We start from the raw sequence: 17,272 nt of genomic DNA, 5'->3' as shown, positions 1-17,272 counted from the left end.
TTGTAACCAATGTCTAATGTTGTCCAATATGGTTATTAAAGAATATTATACGATATCTGAAGCTGCAGAAATTTTAAATAAAAGTACAAAAACATTGAGAAGATGGGATGATGAAGGGAAGTTGGTTGCTGTGAGAGAACCAATGAGTAACTATCGGGTTTATCACAGAAATGATATAGAAAACTTATTTCCAGATTTTTTAGTTGATAATAATAAATCAACAGATAATTATGCTAAAGCTGAAAATGAATATAAAGTTTTAGAGCTTTTTGCAGGAGCAGGTGGCTTAGCAATTGGTCTCGAAAAAGCAGGTTTAAAATGTGAAGCTTTAAATGAAATAGATAAATTTGCTTGTCAGACTTTAAGGAAAAATAGACCTAATTGGCAAGTTCTTGAAGGTGATATTAAGAACTTCAGTTTTATACAATATAGAGATGAAATTAATGTTGTGACTGGCGGATTCCCTTGTCAAGCATTTAGTTATGCAGGGAAACGATTAGGTTTGGAAGACGCAAGAGGAACTCTTTTTTATGAGTTTGCAAGAGCTGTTCAAGAAGTTAATCCTCCCATATGTATTGGCGAAAACGTGAAAGGACTTCTTAGTCATGATGGTGGAAATACTTTAAGAGGAATGATTTCTATCCTAGATGAAATAGGATATAATGTTGTACCTGTAGAAGTTTTAAGAGCTATAGATTTCAAAGTTCCTCAAAAAAGAGAACGATTAATCTTGGTTGGTATTAGAAAAGATATTGATATTACTTTTAATTATCCTAAACCTTATTCTAAAATATATAACCTAAAAGACGCTTTAAAAAAAGGAGAGTTATTTGATTGTGATGTTCCTATTTCAAGTGGAGCAACTTATCCTAAAAGTAAAAAAGATGTTTTGGATTTAGTACCTCCCAAAGGGTATTGGAGGGATTTGCCTGTGGAAATTCAAAAAGAATATATGGGGGGGAGTTTTTATTTAGGAGGAGGAAAAACAGGAATGGCAAGAAGAATTGGTTGGGATGAACCAAGCTTAACATTAACTTGTAGTCCTGCTCAAAAACAGACAGAAAGATGTCATCCAGACGAAACACGTCCATTTACGGTGAGAGAATATGCGAGAATCCAAACTTTCCCAGACGATTGGGAATTTGCGGGTTCTATGGCCCAACAATATAAACAAATAGGAAATGCTGTTCCCGTGAATTTAGGAAAAGAAGTAGGGTATTCGATTATTAAATTTTTGAATACTTATTATAATTTATCAAAACCTAAATAATAACTGTAATTTTCAAAAGTTATTTGATCTAAAATTGATCTGTTAGATTTTTCGGTTTCAGAAGTAATCTCTTCTAAAGCCGAATTTTCTTTAATTAGGTCTCCTCGTTCAATAGATTTTAAATGATCTGAAATAACTAATGGTAAAGCCTTGTATAGTTCTAATAGTGCATCTTCTTGATCAGAAAGAAGTGCATAGAATTGGTCTCCGGATATTTTAAAAACTCTACTATGACTATATTCTTTTCCATTAATATCACCTTTCCAACTTTCATTAAAACTTCCTTTTGCTAAAATTTGTACCCAATAACATTTCGCATTTTTATAAGTATCAGCATAACGAGCTAGCTTTTGAAATAGCGCTTCTGAAGAACTACTGTTCATTGTATTATGCTTATTTTTAATATCAGCAAATAATGTATCATTTGTTGCCTTTATATCAAAACCACTCAGATTTCCAATTTCATATCCTTCAATTCCTCCTAAAACCTGTTCATGAAATGTTCCAATGGAATTATTGATTGATTTATCTATTTGGCGCAAAATTTCGGCTTGAATTAAATCTTCTTCTTCAATATTATTAAATTTAGAATCAAAAGTTAATTTGATGGTGTCAACTTTATTAGAATAGAAGTTTTTTTTAGAAATATTATTTTTAGCTTTTAAATACGAATTGTGAAGATTTTTAACACATTCTAATAAATGTTCATCGGATACAAAATTTACGTATTTATTTGCCATGTTTAAAAGTTTTTAATTTTAACTCCAAAAATATATCTTTTATTTGGAAAATTAAAATCATTAAATTGAATATTATTAAACCAAAATAGGAGCCTTAAAGGCTCCCGAAAAAAATAAATATCAATAATTAAACTGTTCGTAAAGCAAACTCCTTACTCGCTTCCCTCGAAGCTTCCACCATCGCAATCAATGCCTTTTCCGTTTCATCCCAATGACGGGTTTTCAAGCCACAATCAGGATTTACCCAAAGTTGCTGAGCCGGAATTACGGCTTGTGCTTTTTTCAGCAATTCCACCATTTCCTCTTTCGATGGGACTCTTGGTGAATGAATATCATAAACTCCCGGTCCAATCTCGTTCGGATATTTGAAATCTGCAAAAGCATTCAACAATTCCATCTGACTTCTGGAGCATTCAATCGTAATCACGTCTGCATCCATATCTGCGATATTTTGGATGATGTCATTAAATTCAGAATAACACATATGTGTATGAATTTGCGTCGCATCTTCCACACCGCTTGCTGAAATCCTGAACGCTTCAACTGCCCATTTCAGATAATTCTGCCAGTCGGATGTTCTTAATGGAAGTCCTTCACGAATTGCAGGTTCGTCAATCTGAATAATTCTGATGCCTGCTTTTTCGAGATCATTCACTTCATCACGAATTGCCAATGCAATCTGTTTGCAGGTTAATGAACGAGGTTGATCATCACGCACAAAAGACCATTGAAGGATCGTTACAGGTCCCGTTAACATCCCTTTTACCCATTTTTGAGTTAAAGATTGAGCATATTTCGACCAATACACTGTCATCGGATTCGGTCTGTAAACATCTCCAAAAATTACAGGAGGTTTCACACAACGGCTTCCATAACTTTGAACCCAACCGTTTTGAGTAAATACAAATCCTGCTAATTGTTCCCCGAAATATTCCACCATATCATTTCTTTCGAATTCTCCGTGAACCAGTACATCAATTCCGATTTCTTCCTGCCAACGGATTGTTCTTTCAGTTTCCTGTTTTAACAAAGTATCATATTGTTCAGCATTCAAGTCCCCTTTTTTGAATTTTGAACGCCAGTTTCTTACCTCTTTCGTCTGTGGAAATGAACCGATAGTGGTTGTAGGGAATAAAGGAAGCTGTAATACGTTTTGCTGAGTTTCTTTTCTTATCGTAAATGGTGAATTTCTCTGCGCATCCTCTTTCGTTGTTACATCTACACGGTTTTTCACGTTTTGATTATGAATTAATGCAGATGTTTTACGGTTTTCAATAGCTTTTTTATTTTCCGCTAAAATCTGTAAGGTATTATAATCCGGATTTTCTGAAGCTAATTTCTTTAGATTGACAATCTCATAGACCTTCTGTTTAGCAAAAGCCATCCATTGTTTGATTTCAGGAGATAAAACTTCTTCATTTTTCTCAGAATCCAGGTCGAAAGGAGCGTGTAATAACGAACACGACGGAGCGATGAAAATCCTTTCCGAACCGATTTTTTGAACGGCTTTTTTAATGAACTGTAAAGAATGCTGAAAATCATTTTTCCAGATATTTCTGCCATCTACAACGCCCAAAGAAAGGCTTAAATGATTAGGAATATTATCTAAAACTTCATCTAATTGTTCAGGACAACGAACCAAATCAATATGTAAAACGTCGATAGGTAGGGAAGTAGCCAATGAAAGATTATCTTTTAGCCCTTCAAAATAAGTCGCAACAATAAATTTTAGTTTAGGGAACTGTTTTCTGATTTCAGCATAGATAAACTGGTAGGTTTTCTTTGCTTTTTCAGTTAAATCTAAAGCCAAAAACGGCTCATCAAACTGAATGTATTCCGCTCCGTGATTTTCAAGTTCCTTTACAATTTGAATATAAACCGGAAGTAAGTTTTGGGCTAAATCCAATTTATCAAAACCCTCTTCTTTTTCTTTTCCTAATAATAAATACGTCAGTAAACCTATAATTACTGGTTTTGCATTGATTCCTGCCTGTTTTGCGTTAATGAATTCTTTAATGATTTTATTAGAGAATAGCTTAAACTCCTGTTTTTTCTGAAACTCAGGAACGATGTAATGATAATTGGTATCAAACCATTTCGTCATTTCCATTGCGGTAATATCCAAACCGTCCTTCTGGAAACCTCTTGCCATGGCAAAATAAACATCCAGTTCTGATTTTTTTAAGGCTATTTTCTGATAACGTTCAGGAATGGCTCCAACTGTCAAAGTCATATCCAGAACCTGATCGTAATACGAAAAATCATTACATGGAATAAGATCAATTCCTGCTTCCTGCTGAAGTTTCCAATTACTTTGAGTAATGTTTTTTCCAACTTCCAAAAGATCGTTTAATTCGATTTTGCCTGTCCAATATTGCTCGCAGGCTTTTTTGAGTTCTCTGTTGCTACCAATACGCGGATAGCCAAGAAGGTGTGTTTGCATTTTTTTACAACTTTTAAATTAGATAATGATTTTAAAAGTTCTTTAGATGCTTCATAATGCTGTTGTGGAAGGAAATTTCTTGGAGTAGAGGAGATACCGTGAGGACGTAAAAGGATTAGTTTAATAGTTTTGAAATTTAACCATTAAGAAAAATTAAGTGGTTAAGATTAATTAAGGAAACATCAAAGATGTTTTAAGCACTATGCTTAATAATTTGAGGATCAAATTACCTTAAAATATCTTTAAACTTAAAATTCTCAAATTCTTAATGTTGAATTTTTTGACGCAAAGTTTTAATTAAATCTTCTTTATGTCTTAAGCGAGCAAAGAAGAATCAATTTCATTGATTGTAAGAAGCGGATGTTTTATCCAGATGCTTCATCAGCGACGAAGTCGCAATTCTTTGCTTCCTAAAAATAATAAGTCACAACAAAAAAATCTTTGCGTTTAAAAATTAAAATTAATTCAAATTTTAAACCCAATACGTTTCCAAAATATCATCTTTCTAACCAAAAACTCCAAACCGCGAGAGCATTGTCAATTCGGAACAGGCAGGTCTCCTGACTTGTAACAGTTGTTGTCATCCTTCCCGTTTATACAGTGGATATGCGTGGACAAAAACCTTTGGTGTATTACTTACAGTTGCGCGACAGCTCGTGATTCTCACACGATTCCCTATTAATTTACCTTACGTAAAACCTTTTCCGTTTGATGAAGTATGTTAAAGAACAAAATAGGATTCAAAAATAGTAATTAAAGTATATTGATTTGGTTTAATGATTAAAATAAGAATTTTGTTTTGATTTATTTATTTTTAAAAGATTATTATTCTGTAAATTTGAAAATTGAAATCAAAAAAAGAATATTATTCTGTGGAAAGACTGGATGAAAAGGATCTTCAGTTGCTGAGAATCCTTCAAAAAAATGCAAAACTGACGGTAAAAGAGTTGGCGAAAGAAGTTAATCTCTCAGCTTCACCTGTTTTTGAACGGATGAAAAGACTGGAGCAGGACGGATATATTAAACATTATGCTGCTGTTCTGGAAGCCGAAAAACTGAATCGTGGTTTTACGGTTTTTTGTCAGGTAAAACTGAAAATTCACGACCGCTCTGTGGGAAACCGATTTGTTGAAGATATTTTACAGATTGATGAGGTTGCAGAATGCTATAACATATCCGGAGATTTTGATTTCCTGCTGAAAGTACAGGTGAGAGATATGAAACACTATCAGGATTTTGTTTTTAATAAACTAGGTTCTGTAGATTCTATTGGGAGCACACACAGTACTTTTGTGATGGCAGAAGTGAAGAATATTCACGGAGTAAGTATCTAAATACGATTTCTATTTTTAATTAATATGTATATAATTACTCACTTCAATCAAATTCAAATCCGGATCTCTGAAATACACTGATTTTATTTTTCCCAATGCTCCCGTTCTGTCTACAATTCCTTCTATGATTTCAATATTTTTCTGCTGTAATTCTTCCAGAACTTTGTAAATATCAGTAGTGGAAATAAAACATAAGTCAGTCGAACCCGAAGTCGGATGTTCTGCTTTAGGTTCAAATTCTTTTCCTTTTTGATGAAGGTTGATTTTTTGATTTCCAAAAGTCAGCGCTTTTCTGTTCTCTCCGAAAGTGACGACTTTAAAGCCTAAAATTTCGGTATAAAATGCTATGGTTTTGTCAATATCTGCAACTGTTAAAACAATATGATCTATATTTTTGATTTCCATAATTTTTTGTTGAGGTAATCAAATTTCGGAAGAAATTTTAAATTGATGAAATGCTTTTTAGTGTTGTTGATCATGTAAAAGATTCTCCATTTCCTAATGGAATATAACTGAATAAATAGTACTCTACAGATCATGGGAAATGAAAAGCATCTTCAATTATTTTATTTGCATTCATCTAAAATAGTATATTTGTAAAAACTATAAAGAAACAAAAAAAGAATGCTTGTAATAGGAATTGCTGGAGGTACAGGATCCGGCAAAACTACAGTTGTTGATAAGATCCTTCAGCAGCTTGATGTTGAAGGAATGAACATCCTTTCTCAGGATAATTATTATCATGATAACCATAGTCTTACACTTACGGAAAGAGAAGCTTTAAACTATGATCACCCGAAGTCTATAGATTTTGAATTGATGTTGAAACATGTGAAAGCTTTAAAAAATAACGAGCCGATTGAGCAGCCTATTTATAGCTTTGTAACACATTCCAGAACCGGAGATCACGTAACTGTAGAACCTAAAAATGTATTGGTTGTAGAAGGAATTTTAGTACTTACCAACAAAGAATTACTAAAAGAATTTGATTTAAAAGTATTCGTTCACGCTGATTCCGATGAAAGATTGATCAGGAGGATCAGGAGAGATACTCAGGAGAGGGGAAGAGATTTGAATGAGGTATTACATCGTTATCAGACGACTTTGAAGCCGATGCATCAGGAATTTATTGAGCCTTCAAAAAATGAAGCGGATCTTATCATTCCGAATATGAAGCAAAATTCCGTAGCGATTGATTTTTTAACTACTGTTATTAAAAATTCGTTGAGAAAACATTAAAATGAAAGAAAACAAACTTATTAAAGACATCCAGCCTAAGTCTGAAACTTTTAAGCTTATTCAAAAATATGTTTTGAATAAATATACGCTTACCATTTGCCTGTTTCTGGTATGGATGATTTTCTTTGATAAAACTTCGTTTTTGGTAATTAATGAACTGAATGGGGAAATTGGCAAATACGAAGACCAACTTCAATATTATAAAACCGAATACGAAAAAAATGATGCGTTTTATAAAAAATTGATGAACAATAAATCTGAAAAAGAAAAATACGCAAGAGAAAATTACTTTATGAAAAAACCGAATGAAGAGATCTTCATTTTGGTAGTAGATAGTACGAATATTGCGAAAAAATAATTCTAAAAGTGAAATGTAAATGGTGAATTTTGCATCGCAAGTTAATTCTAAAATTGACTATTCACAATTCACACTCAAAATAAAACTATGTCAAATACAGCCTGGGAAAATTTAGTAAAAAAACAGCTTAAAACAGAAGATATTTATTCCGTTCTTTCCAAAGGAAATTTAGAAGGAATTACGGTAAAACCTTACTATGATTCAGTACAGAAGCCTTTGGTAAACCTACCAAAAATAGAAGAAAGTACTCATTTGGTAGCAAGATATCATGAAAGTCTGGAACAAGATGTTTTTGCATTTATTTTAGATCAAAATGTAGAAAATCTGGAAGAAAAAACAATTTTCGTTAACAATCTTGATTTGGCAGGACATATCAGTCCAAAAGAAGAAGATCAGTATTTTTCTTTGATTGATGTATTTGATGAAAAAGAAGCGACAATCAATGATCAACTGGTAAAAGAGCTATTGTCTAAAGAGTTTAAAAGAAATATTTGTGTAGATATTTCTCTTCATCAAAATGCCGGAGCTGCAATTTATCAACAATTAGGTATTGCTTTGGCAAAAACAAAAGAACTGGTTGAAGTATATGGAGCTGAAGTTCTAAATAAACTGATTTTCAGAATCGCTATAGGAGGAAACTATTTCTTTGAAATGGCGAAACTGAGAGCTTTTAAAATGGTTTTTAATCAATTGTCTAAAGAATATGGTTTGGATGAAATTCCATACATTTTTGCAGAAACTTCTTTGAGAAATAAAGCAATTTCGGATAATGAAAATAACCTAATTCGTTCAACTTTAGAATTGGCGTCTGCAATGATTGGCGGAGCTGATGCAGTTTTCAGTAATAACTATTTAGTGGACAGAAGTACTGAAAACTCTGAAGAAATTTCCTTCAAACAACAGATTGTTCTGGCTTACGAAAGTATCATTAATGTTTTTGAAGATGCTTCTAACGGAAGTTATTATGTAGAAGATATTACGCAGCAAATTGCAGAAAAATCATGGGCTTTATTCGTCGAAATTGAAGAAGCTGGAGGTTACCTTGAGCTTTTAAAACAAGGAATTGTTCAAAAGAAAATTTACGATCATGCAGTGGAAGAACAAAGGTGGGTAGAAGAAGGAAAAATAAAGCTGATTGGAGTGAATTTATATCCAAAATTAGAGGTTAAAAAAACGGTTAAGGAATTGTATAACGAAACAAATATTAAAGCTGTTCGTTGGGCTGAAATTTTTGAGTAATGAAAGAAAAGCTGATTGATTTATTCGAATATACTTATCATTTCAATAGAGAGATGATAAAAGTTATTGCCGGAAATCTTGAAAAAATTGATGAAAAAACAATCAGTTTAATCAATCATATTTTGAATGCTCAACAAGTATGGAACTCAAGAATTTTAAATGAAAAATCATTTGAAGTCTGGCAAATCCATCCTTTTGATGATTTAGATGAAATCAACCAACAAAATTTTGAAAAAAGTATCGAAATTATTGAAGAATCTGATTTAGATAAAGAAATAGCATATCAAAATTCGCGAGGAACAAAATTTGAGAATACTATTTTTGAAATGCTTTTTCAGGCGATCAATCATTCAACTTATCATAGAGGGCAAATAAATTCTCAATTAAAGCAAAAAGGAATAGATCCGATATTGACGGATTATATTTTTTATAAAAGATAAAACAAAATTATTTGTATTAATCTAGAAAAATCTGTGAATAAAGAAATTCTAAAAAAAGAAATTCAAAAATATATCAATGCAAATCTAACCAAGGATTTGCATTCCTTATTATTGAAAAAATCACCATTTTCCGAAGTTTCTATGCAGGAAATTGTTCAGCAGATTAAAGGAAAATTGGTAGCACAGAAAAAGTTTCCGTTTTTATTGAAGGACGGAATTATTTTTCCTCCACAACTTAATCTTGAACAGGCTTCTTCAGAAAAAACAGCAGTCTACAAATCTGAAATTTTAAAAGGGAAAAAGTTTATTGATTTAACGAGCGGTTTCGGGATCGATGCTTATTATTTGTCTAAAAATTTTGATGAGATTACACTCGTTGAGCAAAATTCCGAACTTTTGGAAATTGTTGAAAATAACTGGACTGTTTTAGAGAGGAAAGCAAGATTTATCAATCAAAAACTGGAAGATTTTCTCAATGAAAATGAAGAAAATTTTGATGTAATTTATCTGGATCCTGCTCGAAGAGATAACAATAAGAACAAAGTATTCTTGTTAGAAGATTTGTCACCGGATATTCTTGGAATTCAGAAAAAGTTACTTTCGATTTCTGATGAGGTGGTTATAAAATTGTCTCCGCTTATTGATTTAAAATACCTTGTTTCCGTTTTACAGAATATTTCGAGAATTGATATTATTGCATGGAAAAATGATGTAAAAGAGGTAGTTGTCTTTTTATCAAACAAAAATTCGGGAGAAATTATTTGTAATTGCGTGAATTTAGAAAGTAGAGAGTCTACTTTCACTTATAAATTCGGACAGGAAGAAAATGCTCAAGCAGAATATGCTGAGCCTGAAAAGTTTCTTTATATTCCCAATAATTCAATTTTAAAAGCTGGAATTTTCAATTTGATTTCAGAAAGATTTAATCTGAAAAAGCTTCATCCGAATACGCATCTTTATACTTCAAATGAAAAAGTAGAAGATTTTCCCGGAAGAATTTTAGAAATTGAAATGATTGATAATAAACAGATTAAAAAGAAAAGCCAGTTTAATATTGTTTCAAAGAATTATCCACTAAAACCGGAAGAAATTAAGAAAAAGTATGGTTTAAAAGATGGTGGAGAAAGCTATCTTATTTTTACACAATCCAAAAAAGGAAAAATAATAGTAAAATCAGTATAAAAATGTTGCCGAAAAATGTAGGATTTCTTAATTTTGGGCAATTAAAAATTTGAGTAGGAAATCGCTTGCTTTTAAATAGGGTTATAAGAGACCAAAATAATGCGATTTCATATGACTTTAAAAAAATAAATCTTACATATGAAAAAATTAGTTATATGTTTAGCCATTGCAACTGTTGCTGTAAGCTGTAAAAAAATTCAGGCAGGTGGAAACAAGAATACTTTGAAACTTGAAGAAGGAGTTGAAAGATATTCAGATGATCCACAAGGAGAAGGTCACGGTCATGGTCATGAAGCTGCTGCAACTCACACAGAAGAAGCGACTGCTGAAAAACATGGGACAGAAGCTCCAAAAACTGACAGTGCTGCTGCTCCTGCAAAAACAGAAGAAGCTCACGCTCCTAAAGCTGAACACTAATTAGTAGTACAATATAAAGAATGTCTCGCAGAAATGTGGGACATTTTTTGTGAATTAAAAATGATAAATAATTAACTCTCAGTGTATAATGCACATGAGGAAAATTATATGTTTTTGTTTGTCGCTGCGGGGCAAATTTTTTACTTTTAACAAAATATTATTTTACAATGCAAGAGACATTAAATTACATCAACGAAAATAAACAACGTTTCGTAGATGAATTATTTGAGTTATTGAGAATTCCTTCTATTTCTGCAGATCCGGCGTATAAAGATGACGTTTTGAAATGTGCAGATGTAGTGGCAACACACCTTAAAAATGCAGGAGCAGATAATGTAGAAGTTTGCCAGACGAAAGGATATCCTATAGTTTTTGGTGAAAAATTCCTGAATGAAAATTTACCAACGGTTTTGGTGTATGGACATTATGATGTTCAACCAGCTGATCCACTAGAATTATGGACAAAACCACCTTTTGAACCGTATATCGAGAAAACTCCACTTCATCCGGAAGGTGCTATTTTTGCAAGAGGTTCTGCCGATGATAAAGGTCAGTTTTTCATGCATTTGAAGGCGTTTGAAGCAATGATGAAAACCAATACACTTCCTTGTAATGTTAAATTTATTTTAGAAGGAGAGGAAGAAGTAGGTTCTGTGAGCTTAGGGGATTTCGTTAATGAAAATAAAGAGAAATTATCTTGCGACTGTATCTTAATTTCTGATACTCATATTTACAGCAACGAACAACCAACGGTTACAACAGGATTGAGAGGATTGAGCTATGTAGAAGTAGAAATTGAAGGGCCAAACAGAGATTTACATTCAGGACTTTACGGAGGAGCGGTTCCAAACCCTATTCACGTGCTTTCAAGAATGATTGCTAAATTAATCGATGAAGATGGTCATATTACTATTGACGGATTCTATGATAATGTAGAAACGGTTTCTGAAGCTGATAGAGCAGATATGAATAAATTGAAAGACAATCCTGAAGAATTCAAACAATCTATCGGATTAAATGGAGTAGAAGGTGAAAAAGGCTATACAACGCTTGAAAGAACCTCTATCCGCCCAACTTTAGACTGTAATGGAATCTGGGGTGGTTATACAGGAGAAGGAGCTAAAACCGTAATTCCTTCTAAAGCTTCGGCTAAAATTTCAATGCGTTTAGTTCCGTATCAGACTCCTGAAGAGATTACTGAAAAATTCACAAAATATTTTGAAAAAATCGCTCCGGATAACGTGAAAGTTAAGATTACCCCGCATCATGGAGGTATGCCTTACGTATTACCAACTGATACAAAAGAATTCTTAGCAGCAAAACAAGCCATGGAATCTTCATTCGGAAAAGAAGTTCTTCCATACAGAGGTGGTGGAAGTATTCCTATTACAGCGATGTTTGAGCAAGTTTTAGGCGCTAAATCTGTCTTAATGGGATTTGGATTAGATTCTGACGCGATTCACTCTCCAAATGAACATTACGGGTTATTCAATTTCTATAAAGGAATTGAAAGTATTCCTTTGTTTTTTGAGAATTATTCGAAATAATTTTTTTTGATTTATCAATGTTTATTTAATTTACTTTGATCGATTATTGTATCTGAATAATTTTACAGCCTATGCTTTAAGGAATTTAAACAGAAAACGGAATTTCAACTGAGAAATTTATCAAGAAATAAAAAAATAAGATGATAAATCTTACCTATTTAAAGCGCTCCATTTGGGGCGTTTTTGTTATTTTTAAGAACTTAAAATTATAAAATATGATAGAAAATAAAGTAGCTTATATAACAGGGGGAACAAAAGGAATAGGTTTCGGGATTGCTAAGATTTTACTTGAAAATGGTGTTTCGGTGGCATTTTCAGGAAGAAAAAGGGATGATGTGGAAAAAGCTGAGCACGATTTAAAGCAATATTCTCAGAATGTTTTAGGAATCGTTTCCGATGTAAGAAGTCTTGAAAGTGAAAATGAAGCCGTAAACTCTATCAAAGAAAAATTCGGAAGATTGGATTTCGTGATTGCAAATGCTGGTTTAGGGATTTTTAAACCCGTAGATGAACTTTCTGCTGAGGAATGGAATAATATGATTGAAACGAATTTAACAGGTGTTTTCTATACGTTAAAAGCTTCTGTGGAAGAGTTGAAAAAGTCAGAAGGATACTATATTACCATTTCAAGCTTGGCAGGAGCCAATTTCTTTGAGAATGGAACGGGCTATAATGCCTCAAAATTTGGTGTGGTAGGATTTACACAGGCTGCAATGATTGATTTAAGAAAATATAATATTAAATCTACGGTGATTATGCCCGGATCTGTAGCAACTCATTTTAACGGAAACATTCCTTCAGAAAAAGATGCTTGGAAGATTCAGCCGGAAGATATGGGGAATTTGGTTTTGGATATTTTGAAAATGAATCCGAGAGTTTTGCCTAGTAAGATTGAGTTTAGGGCTTCTCAGCCAGGTAAATAAGTACATCTAATGCGCTGAATAGTAAAATAATAAGTATTATGCATGCATAATATATATTTTATTTATATTAGCAAAAATTAATTCAAACAAAATCTCGGTATAAAATTCCCTAATTTTTTATACAAAAAGAGAAACAATAAAATAGTACACATGAAAATATTAGTTTGTATTAGTAGTGTTCCGGATACTACTTCCAAAATTAACTTCACGGCAGATAAATCTGCTTTCGACAAAAACGGAATTCAGTGGGTAATTAATCCATTAGATGAATTTGCGTTAACAAAAGCGGTTAAACTTCAGGAATCTCAAGGAGCTACTGTAACAGTAATTAACGTAGGTGATGCTGCTACAGAACCTGTAGTAAGAAAAGCTTTGGCAATCGGAGCAAACGATGCGGTAAGAGTAAATTTAGATCCAAAAGACAGCTATTCTACAGCAAAAGAAATTGCTGCAGTTGCTCAAAATGGTGGGTATGATTTAATCCTTTGTGGTAAAGAATCAATCGATTATAACGGAGGTTCCGTTCCTGGAATGGTTGCTCAATTATTAAACCAGCCTTTCGTAAATGCATCTGTAGGTCTTGATGTAAATGGAAGCGAAGCTACTGCTGTAAGAGAAATTGAAGGCGGAAAAGAAACTATTTCTGTAAAATTACCTGCTGTAATTGCTGGTCAGAAAGGATTAGTAGATGAAAAAGATTTGATTATTCCAAACATGAGAGGAATTATGTCTGCAAGAACAAAACCTTTGCAGGTGGTTGAACCGACTTCTTCTGAAGTGAAAGTTCAGGGAGTTTCTTATGACAGTGTTCCGCCAAGAGCTGCTGTAAAATTGGTTTCTCCTGATAATTTGGATGAATTGGTAAGATTACTTCACGAAGAAGCGAAAGTGATCTAATCTTTTAATCATTAAATCTTTTAATTTTTAAATTTAAACAAAATGGCAGTATTCGTATACGCAGAAAATATAAACGGAGTTTACAAAAAAGCAGCTTTTGAAGCAGTTTCTTATGCTAAAGCTATCGCAGATCAGGCTGGTGAAACAGTTACAGCGATCTCTGTAAACCCAACAGATTCTTCAGATTTATTATACAAATATGGAGCATCGAATGTAATCAACATCAAAGATGAAGGGCTGAAAAGTTTTTCGGCTAAAGCTTATGCACAGGCTGTAAGTGAAGTAGCAAACGGGAATATTATCGTTTTCCCTCACACAACAGATGCTTCTTCTATCGCTCCAATGTTGGCAATCATGAACGGACATTCTTTAATTACTAATGCAATTGCAGCTCCGGAAAGTCTTTCTCCGTTTCAGGTGAAAAGAAGATCTTTCTCAGGAAAAGGTTTCATGCATGCAAAAGCTGAAGGAGCAGCAGTAATTATTACAGTTTCTCAAAACGCTTTTGGAGTTAAAGAAAATGCCGTTTCTGGTTCAGAAGAAGTGAAAAATCTTTCGGTAGCTAATGAAGATACTAAAGTGATTTCTCACGAGCAAAGCTCAGGAAAATTAGACTTAAAAGAAGCTGAAATCGTAGTTTCTGCAGGTAGAGGATTGAAAGGTCCTGAAAACTGGGGAATGATCGAAGAATTGGCAAACGTTTTAGGAGCTGCTACAGCTTGTTCTAAGCCGGTTTCTGACATTGGTTGGAGACCTCACACAGAACACGTAGGACAGACTGGTAAAGCAATTTCTCCAAATCTTTACATTGCTGTTGGTATCTCTGGAGCTATTCAGCACTTGGCTGGAGTTAACTCTTCTAAAACAATCGTAGTAATCAACAGTGATGCAGAAGCTCCATTCTTCAAATCAGCTGACTACGGTGTAGTAGGTGATGCTTTCCAGATTATTCCTGCATTAACAGAGAAAATTAAAGCAATAAAAGGATAAAATAAATAGTGAGTTTTACACTTCATAATTTGAATTAGCGAAGTGAATTATTCACGATTTACAACCCTTCAAAATACAAATAAAAGCTCGGCTTCCGGGCTTTTATTTTTGTCTAAAAAGTAAAAAAAACTATGGAAAATTAGTCTATATTTGTAGTTATGGATTATAAACAGCTAATTATTCGCGGAATATCGTACAGCCAGACCCAATCAGGAGCGTACGCATTGTTATTGGAACATGAAGAAACACATATAAAATTACCTGTTGTTATAGGAAATTTCGAGGCACAATCCATTTCTCTTGGTCTGGAGAAAGACATTCATCCACCTCGTCCTCTTACGCATGATTTATTCACAAAATTTATAGTTTCTGCCAATTATGAAATGATCTCTGTGATTATTTATCAGATTGTAGACGGAGTTTTCTTCTCCAATATTAACTTTAAAAATAAAGCGACAGACGAAGAATTAATTCTTGATGCAAGAACTTCTGATGCTGTGGCAATGGCAGTAAGATTTGATGCCCCTATTTTTACGACTCAGCAGGTGCTGAATGAAGCAGGAATTCTTCTTGAACTGGAAGAAGTAGCGAAAGAAGAGCAATCGTTTTCAGAAACGGTTTCTACAGAAGATAATTTGAAATCTGTTTCTATGGAAGAGCTTCAAAAATTACTGGAAGAAGCGGTAAAAGAAGAAGATTATGATACCGCTTTGGAGATTCAGGAAGAAATTAAGAGGAGAAAAAAGAAGATTGATTAAAAGAGATATTTTATACTGACTTATGAATTTAAAATTACGTCTAACCATTCTCAGCTTTCTACAGTTCTTCGTTTGGGGAGCTTGGCTGATTACAATGGCTAACTTTTGGTTTGGTACAAAACATTGGGACGGAGCACAGTTTGGTGCTGTTTTCGGAACCATGGGGATTGCTTCCATTTTTATGCCGACCATTACCGGAATTATTGCCGATCGTTGGGTAAATGCAGAAAGAATTTTTTCGGTTTTACATATTCTTTACGGGATTGTACTTTTCATTTTGCCACATTCGGCAGATCCTAATTCCTTCTTTTCTGTAATGTTGGTGGCGATGTGTTTCTACATGCCGACAATTGCCTTAGCTAATTCCATTTCTTATACAGTTTTAAAGAACAGTTCTTTAGATGTTGTAAAAGATTTCCCGCCAATCCGTGTTTGGGGAACTATTGGATTTATCGTAGCAATGTGGATTACCAATCTTACAGGAAATAAAGCTACAGAAGGGCAGTTTTATATTGCAGGAGGTGTTGCCATTATTTTAGGAATTTATGCTTTAACATTACCAAAATGTCCTCCTCAAAAGTTAATTGATAAAGATGCTCCATTATCAGAACAATTAGGACTTAATGCGTTCAAATTGTTTAAAGATTATAAAACAGCATTATTCTTCTTATTTTCTATGTTATTGGGAGCTGCTTTACAGTTGACCAATGCTTATGGAGATGTTTTCTTGAGTGAATTTGAACATTTTCCTAAATATGCAGATTCTTTTGTAGTACAAAGATCTACAATTATCATGTCTATTTCTCAGGTTTCTGAGACGTTATTTATCTTGGCAATTCCTTTCTTTTTGAAGAAGTTCGGAATTAAAAAAGTAATGTTGATGTCGATGTTAGCTTGGGTGTTGAGATTTGGATTTTTCGCTTACGGAATTCCGGAAGGATTTGGGTTAGGACTAATCATTCTTTCATGTGTGGTTTACGGAATGGCTTTTGATTTTTTCAATATTTCAGGGTCACTTTTCGTAGAAACGACGACTGATAAAAAGATTCGTTCTTCTGCTCAGGGTCTTTTCATGATGATGACCAACGGTTTTGGAGCAGTTTTCGGAAGTTATGCAGCAGGTTGGGCGATAGATAAATTTTTTACACATAAATTTACTACAGCTTCGTCCTTATCAACGTATCTTGAAACAACACCGGATAATCCTACCTTTTTAGAAATTCTGAAAAAAAGCTTTAATTCTGTTGTGAATCCGGACGGAACTTTATCATCAGTTGTCATGGTAAAAGACTGGCAGAATATTTGGCTTACTTTCGCAGCTTATGCTTTAATACTTGCAGTTTTATTTGCAATCTTATTCAGACACAAGCACAATCCAGAAGAGATTGCTGATGTAAAGCATTAAGATTATAGTATTGATAATTAATATATTAAATTGCACTCCTCAAAAAAGTGCAATTTTTTTGTTTTTACAGGCAACCATTTAAAAGATCTA

General features: G+C 33.3%; 17 protein-coding genes and 1 riboswitch. Of the genes, 14 read left to right on the top strand and 3 right to left on the bottom strand.

The genetic code is table 11. The features are described from left to right. Positions 1-28 precede the first annotated feature (28 nt). Positions 29-1,270: a DNA (cytosine-5-)-methyltransferase gene (dcm, locus tag RM51_RS17045; RefSeq protein ID WP_039372413.1), complete on the top strand. Its 1,242-nt coding sequence runs from the start codon at positions 29-31 to the stop codon at positions 1,268-1,270. Here dcm and RM51_RS17040 read toward each other — a convergent pair. Together RM51_RS17040 and metE are read right to left on the bottom strand one after the other, a co-directional pair. Next, on the bottom strand, positions 1,246-2,010 hold the full coding sequence (locus RM51_RS17040) for an Eco47II family restriction endonuclease (RefSeq protein WP_039372410.1): 765 nt from the start codon (positions 2,008-2,010) through the stop codon (positions 1,246-1,248). The two genes, dcm and RM51_RS17040, sit on opposite strands and share 25 nt — an antisense overlap. Before the next feature lie 127 nt (positions 2,011-2,137). Beyond that, positions 2,138-4,453 carry a 5-methyltetrahydropteroyltriglutamate--homocysteine S-methyltransferase gene (gene metE / locus RM51_RS17035; RefSeq protein ID WP_039372408.1) on the bottom strand — a complete coding sequence of 772 codons (2,316 nt, stop codon included), beginning with the start codon at positions 4,451-4,453 and terminating at the stop codon, positions 2,138-2,140. Between the two features lie 533 nt (positions 4,454-4,986). Then, positions 4,987-5,171: riboswitch (cobalamin riboswitch) on the bottom strand. A 154-nt stretch (positions 5,172-5,325) separates the two neighbouring features. Between metE and RM51_RS17030 the strand changes: the two genes are divergently transcribed. Next, positions 5,326-5,787, top strand: a complete 462-nt coding sequence (locus RM51_RS17030) for an Lrp/AsnC family transcriptional regulator (protein ID WP_039372509.1) — start codon at positions 5,326-5,328, stop codon at positions 5,785-5,787. A gap of 15 nt (positions 5,788-5,802) precedes the next feature. On the opposite strand, the gene RM51_RS17025 is transcribed toward RM51_RS17030, so the two are convergent. Further along, positions 5,803-6,192: a VOC family protein gene (locus RM51_RS17025; protein WP_039372405.1), complete on the bottom strand. Its 390-nt coding sequence runs from the start codon at positions 6,190-6,192 to the stop codon at positions 5,803-5,805. A 219-nt stretch (positions 6,193-6,411) separates the two neighbouring features. Between RM51_RS17025 and udk the strand changes: the two genes are divergently transcribed. The 12 genes from udk to RM51_RS16965 all read left to right on the top strand — a co-directional run bounded on the left by udk (position 6,412) and on the right by RM51_RS16965 (position 17,182). Further along, a complete protein-coding gene (gene udk, locus RM51_RS17020) occupies positions 6,412-7,026 on the top strand; it encodes a uridine kinase (RefSeq protein WP_039372403.1) in 615 nt (204 codons plus the stop codon). 1 nt (position 7,027) lies between these two features. Further along, positions 7,028-7,384, top strand: coding sequence for an FtsB family cell division protein (locus RM51_RS17015; RefSeq protein WP_039372400.1), 357 nt, complete (start codon positions 7,028-7,030; stop codon positions 7,382-7,384). 87 nt (positions 7,385-7,471) lie between these two features. Next, positions 7,472-8,623, top strand: a complete 1,152-nt coding sequence (locus RM51_RS17010) for a methylmalonyl-CoA mutase family protein (protein ID WP_039372396.1) — start codon at positions 7,472-7,474, stop codon at positions 8,621-8,623. Further along, positions 8,623-9,063 carry a DinB family protein gene (locus RM51_RS17005; protein ID WP_039372393.1) on the top strand — a complete coding sequence of 147 codons (441 nt, stop codon included), beginning with the start codon at positions 8,623-8,625 and terminating at the stop codon, positions 9,061-9,063. The genes RM51_RS17010 and RM51_RS17005 overlap by 1 nt, the downstream gene beginning before the upstream one ends. A gap of 33 nt (positions 9,064-9,096) precedes the next feature. Continuing rightward, entirely contained in the window at positions 9,097-10,245 is a 1,149-nt protein-coding gene (locus tag RM51_RS17000; protein WP_039372391.1) for a THUMP-like domain-containing protein, read from the top strand. A 138-nt stretch (positions 10,246-10,383) separates the two neighbouring features. Further along, positions 10,384-10,662, top strand: a complete 279-nt coding sequence (locus tag RM51_RS16995) for a hypothetical protein (RefSeq protein WP_039372389.1) — start codon at positions 10,384-10,386, stop codon at positions 10,660-10,662. 167 nt (positions 10,663-10,829) lie between these two features. Continuing rightward, entirely contained in the window at positions 10,830-12,209 is a 1,380-nt protein-coding gene (locus RM51_RS16990) for a dipeptidase (RefSeq protein WP_039372387.1), read from the top strand. A 215-nt stretch (positions 12,210-12,424) separates the two neighbouring features. Continuing rightward, entirely contained in the window at positions 12,425-13,132 is a 708-nt protein-coding gene (locus tag RM51_RS16985) for an SDR family oxidoreductase (protein WP_039372384.1), read from the top strand. A gap of 150 nt (positions 13,133-13,282) precedes the next feature. Beyond that, positions 13,283-14,029, top strand: coding sequence for an electron transfer flavoprotein subunit beta/FixA family protein (locus RM51_RS16980; protein ID WP_039372382.1), 747 nt, complete (start codon positions 13,283-13,285; stop codon positions 14,027-14,029). 42 nt (positions 14,030-14,071) lie between these two features. Continuing rightward, the gene (locus RM51_RS16975; protein WP_039372380.1) at positions 14,072-15,019 is read left to right on the top strand and encodes an electron transfer flavoprotein subunit alpha/FixB family protein; all 948 of its coding nucleotides are present in this window, start codon (positions 14,072-14,074) and stop codon (positions 15,017-15,019) included. 158 nt (positions 15,020-15,177) lie between these two features. After that, the gene (locus tag RM51_RS16970; protein WP_039372378.1) at positions 15,178-15,777 is read left to right on the top strand and encodes a bifunctional nuclease family protein; all 600 of its coding nucleotides are present in this window, start codon (positions 15,178-15,180) and stop codon (positions 15,775-15,777) included. Between the two features lie 22 nt (positions 15,778-15,799). Further along, positions 15,800-17,182 carry a nucleoside permease gene (locus RM51_RS16965; protein ID WP_039372376.1) on the top strand — a complete coding sequence of 461 codons (1,383 nt, stop codon included), beginning with the start codon at positions 15,800-15,802 and terminating at the stop codon, positions 17,180-17,182. Positions 17,183-17,272 lie beyond the last annotated feature (90 nt).

Origin of the sequence: Chryseobacterium taiwanense (assembly GCF_000813825.1) — a bacterium.
GTDB classification, from domain to species: Bacteria; Bacteroidota; Bacteroidia; order Flavobacteriales; family Weeksellaceae; genus Chryseobacterium; species Chryseobacterium taiwanense.
Note: the sequence above shows the minus strand (reverse complement) of the source record. Positions and strands in the feature narration are given on the sequence as shown.

Excerpts from the sequence above, each read along its gene's own strand:
- dcm (WP_039372413.1), top strand. The coding sequence starts at position 29 with ATGGTTATTAAAGAATATTATACGATATCTGAAGCTGCAGAAATTTTA.
- RM51_RS17040 (WP_039372410.1), bottom strand. The coding sequence starts at position 2,010 with ATGGCAAATAAATACGTAAATTTTGTATCCGATGAACATTTATTAGAA.
- metE (WP_039372408.1), bottom strand. The coding sequence starts at position 4,453 with ATGCAAACACACCTTCTTGGCTATCCGCGTATTGGTAGCAACAGAGAA.
- RM51_RS17025 (WP_039372405.1), bottom strand. The coding sequence starts at position 6,192 with ATGGAAATCAAAAATATAGATCATATTGTTTTAACAGTTGCAGATATT.
- udk (WP_039372403.1), top strand. The coding sequence starts at position 6,412 with ATGCTTGTAATAGGAATTGCTGGAGGTACAGGATCCGGCAAAACTACA.
- RM51_RS17015 (WP_039372400.1), top strand. The coding sequence starts at position 7,028 with ATGAAAGAAAACAAACTTATTAAAGACATCCAGCCTAAGTCTGAAACT.
- RM51_RS17010 (WP_039372396.1), top strand. The coding sequence starts at position 7,472 with ATGTCAAATACAGCCTGGGAAAATTTAGTAAAAAAACAGCTTAAAACA.
- RM51_RS17005 (WP_039372393.1), top strand. The coding sequence starts at position 8,623 with ATGAAAGAAAAGCTGATTGATTTATTCGAATATACTTATCATTTCAAT.
- RM51_RS16995 (WP_039372389.1), top strand. The coding sequence starts at position 10,384 with ATGAAAAAATTAGTTATATGTTTAGCCATTGCAACTGTTGCTGTAAGC.
- RM51_RS16990 (WP_039372387.1), top strand. The coding sequence starts at position 10,830 with ATGCAAGAGACATTAAATTACATCAACGAAAATAAACAACGTTTCGTA.
- RM51_RS16985 (WP_039372384.1), top strand. The coding sequence starts at position 12,425 with ATGATAGAAAATAAAGTAGCTTATATAACAGGGGGAACAAAAGGAATA.
- RM51_RS16980 (WP_039372382.1), top strand. The coding sequence starts at position 13,283 with ATGAAAATATTAGTTTGTATTAGTAGTGTTCCGGATACTACTTCCAAA.
- RM51_RS16975 (WP_039372380.1), top strand. The coding sequence starts at position 14,072 with ATGGCAGTATTCGTATACGCAGAAAATATAAACGGAGTTTACAAAAAA.
- RM51_RS16970 (WP_039372378.1), top strand. The coding sequence starts at position 15,178 with ATGGATTATAAACAGCTAATTATTCGCGGAATATCGTACAGCCAGACC.
- RM51_RS16965 (WP_039372376.1), top strand. The coding sequence starts at position 15,800 with ATGAATTTAAAATTACGTCTAACCATTCTCAGCTTTCTACAGTTCTTC.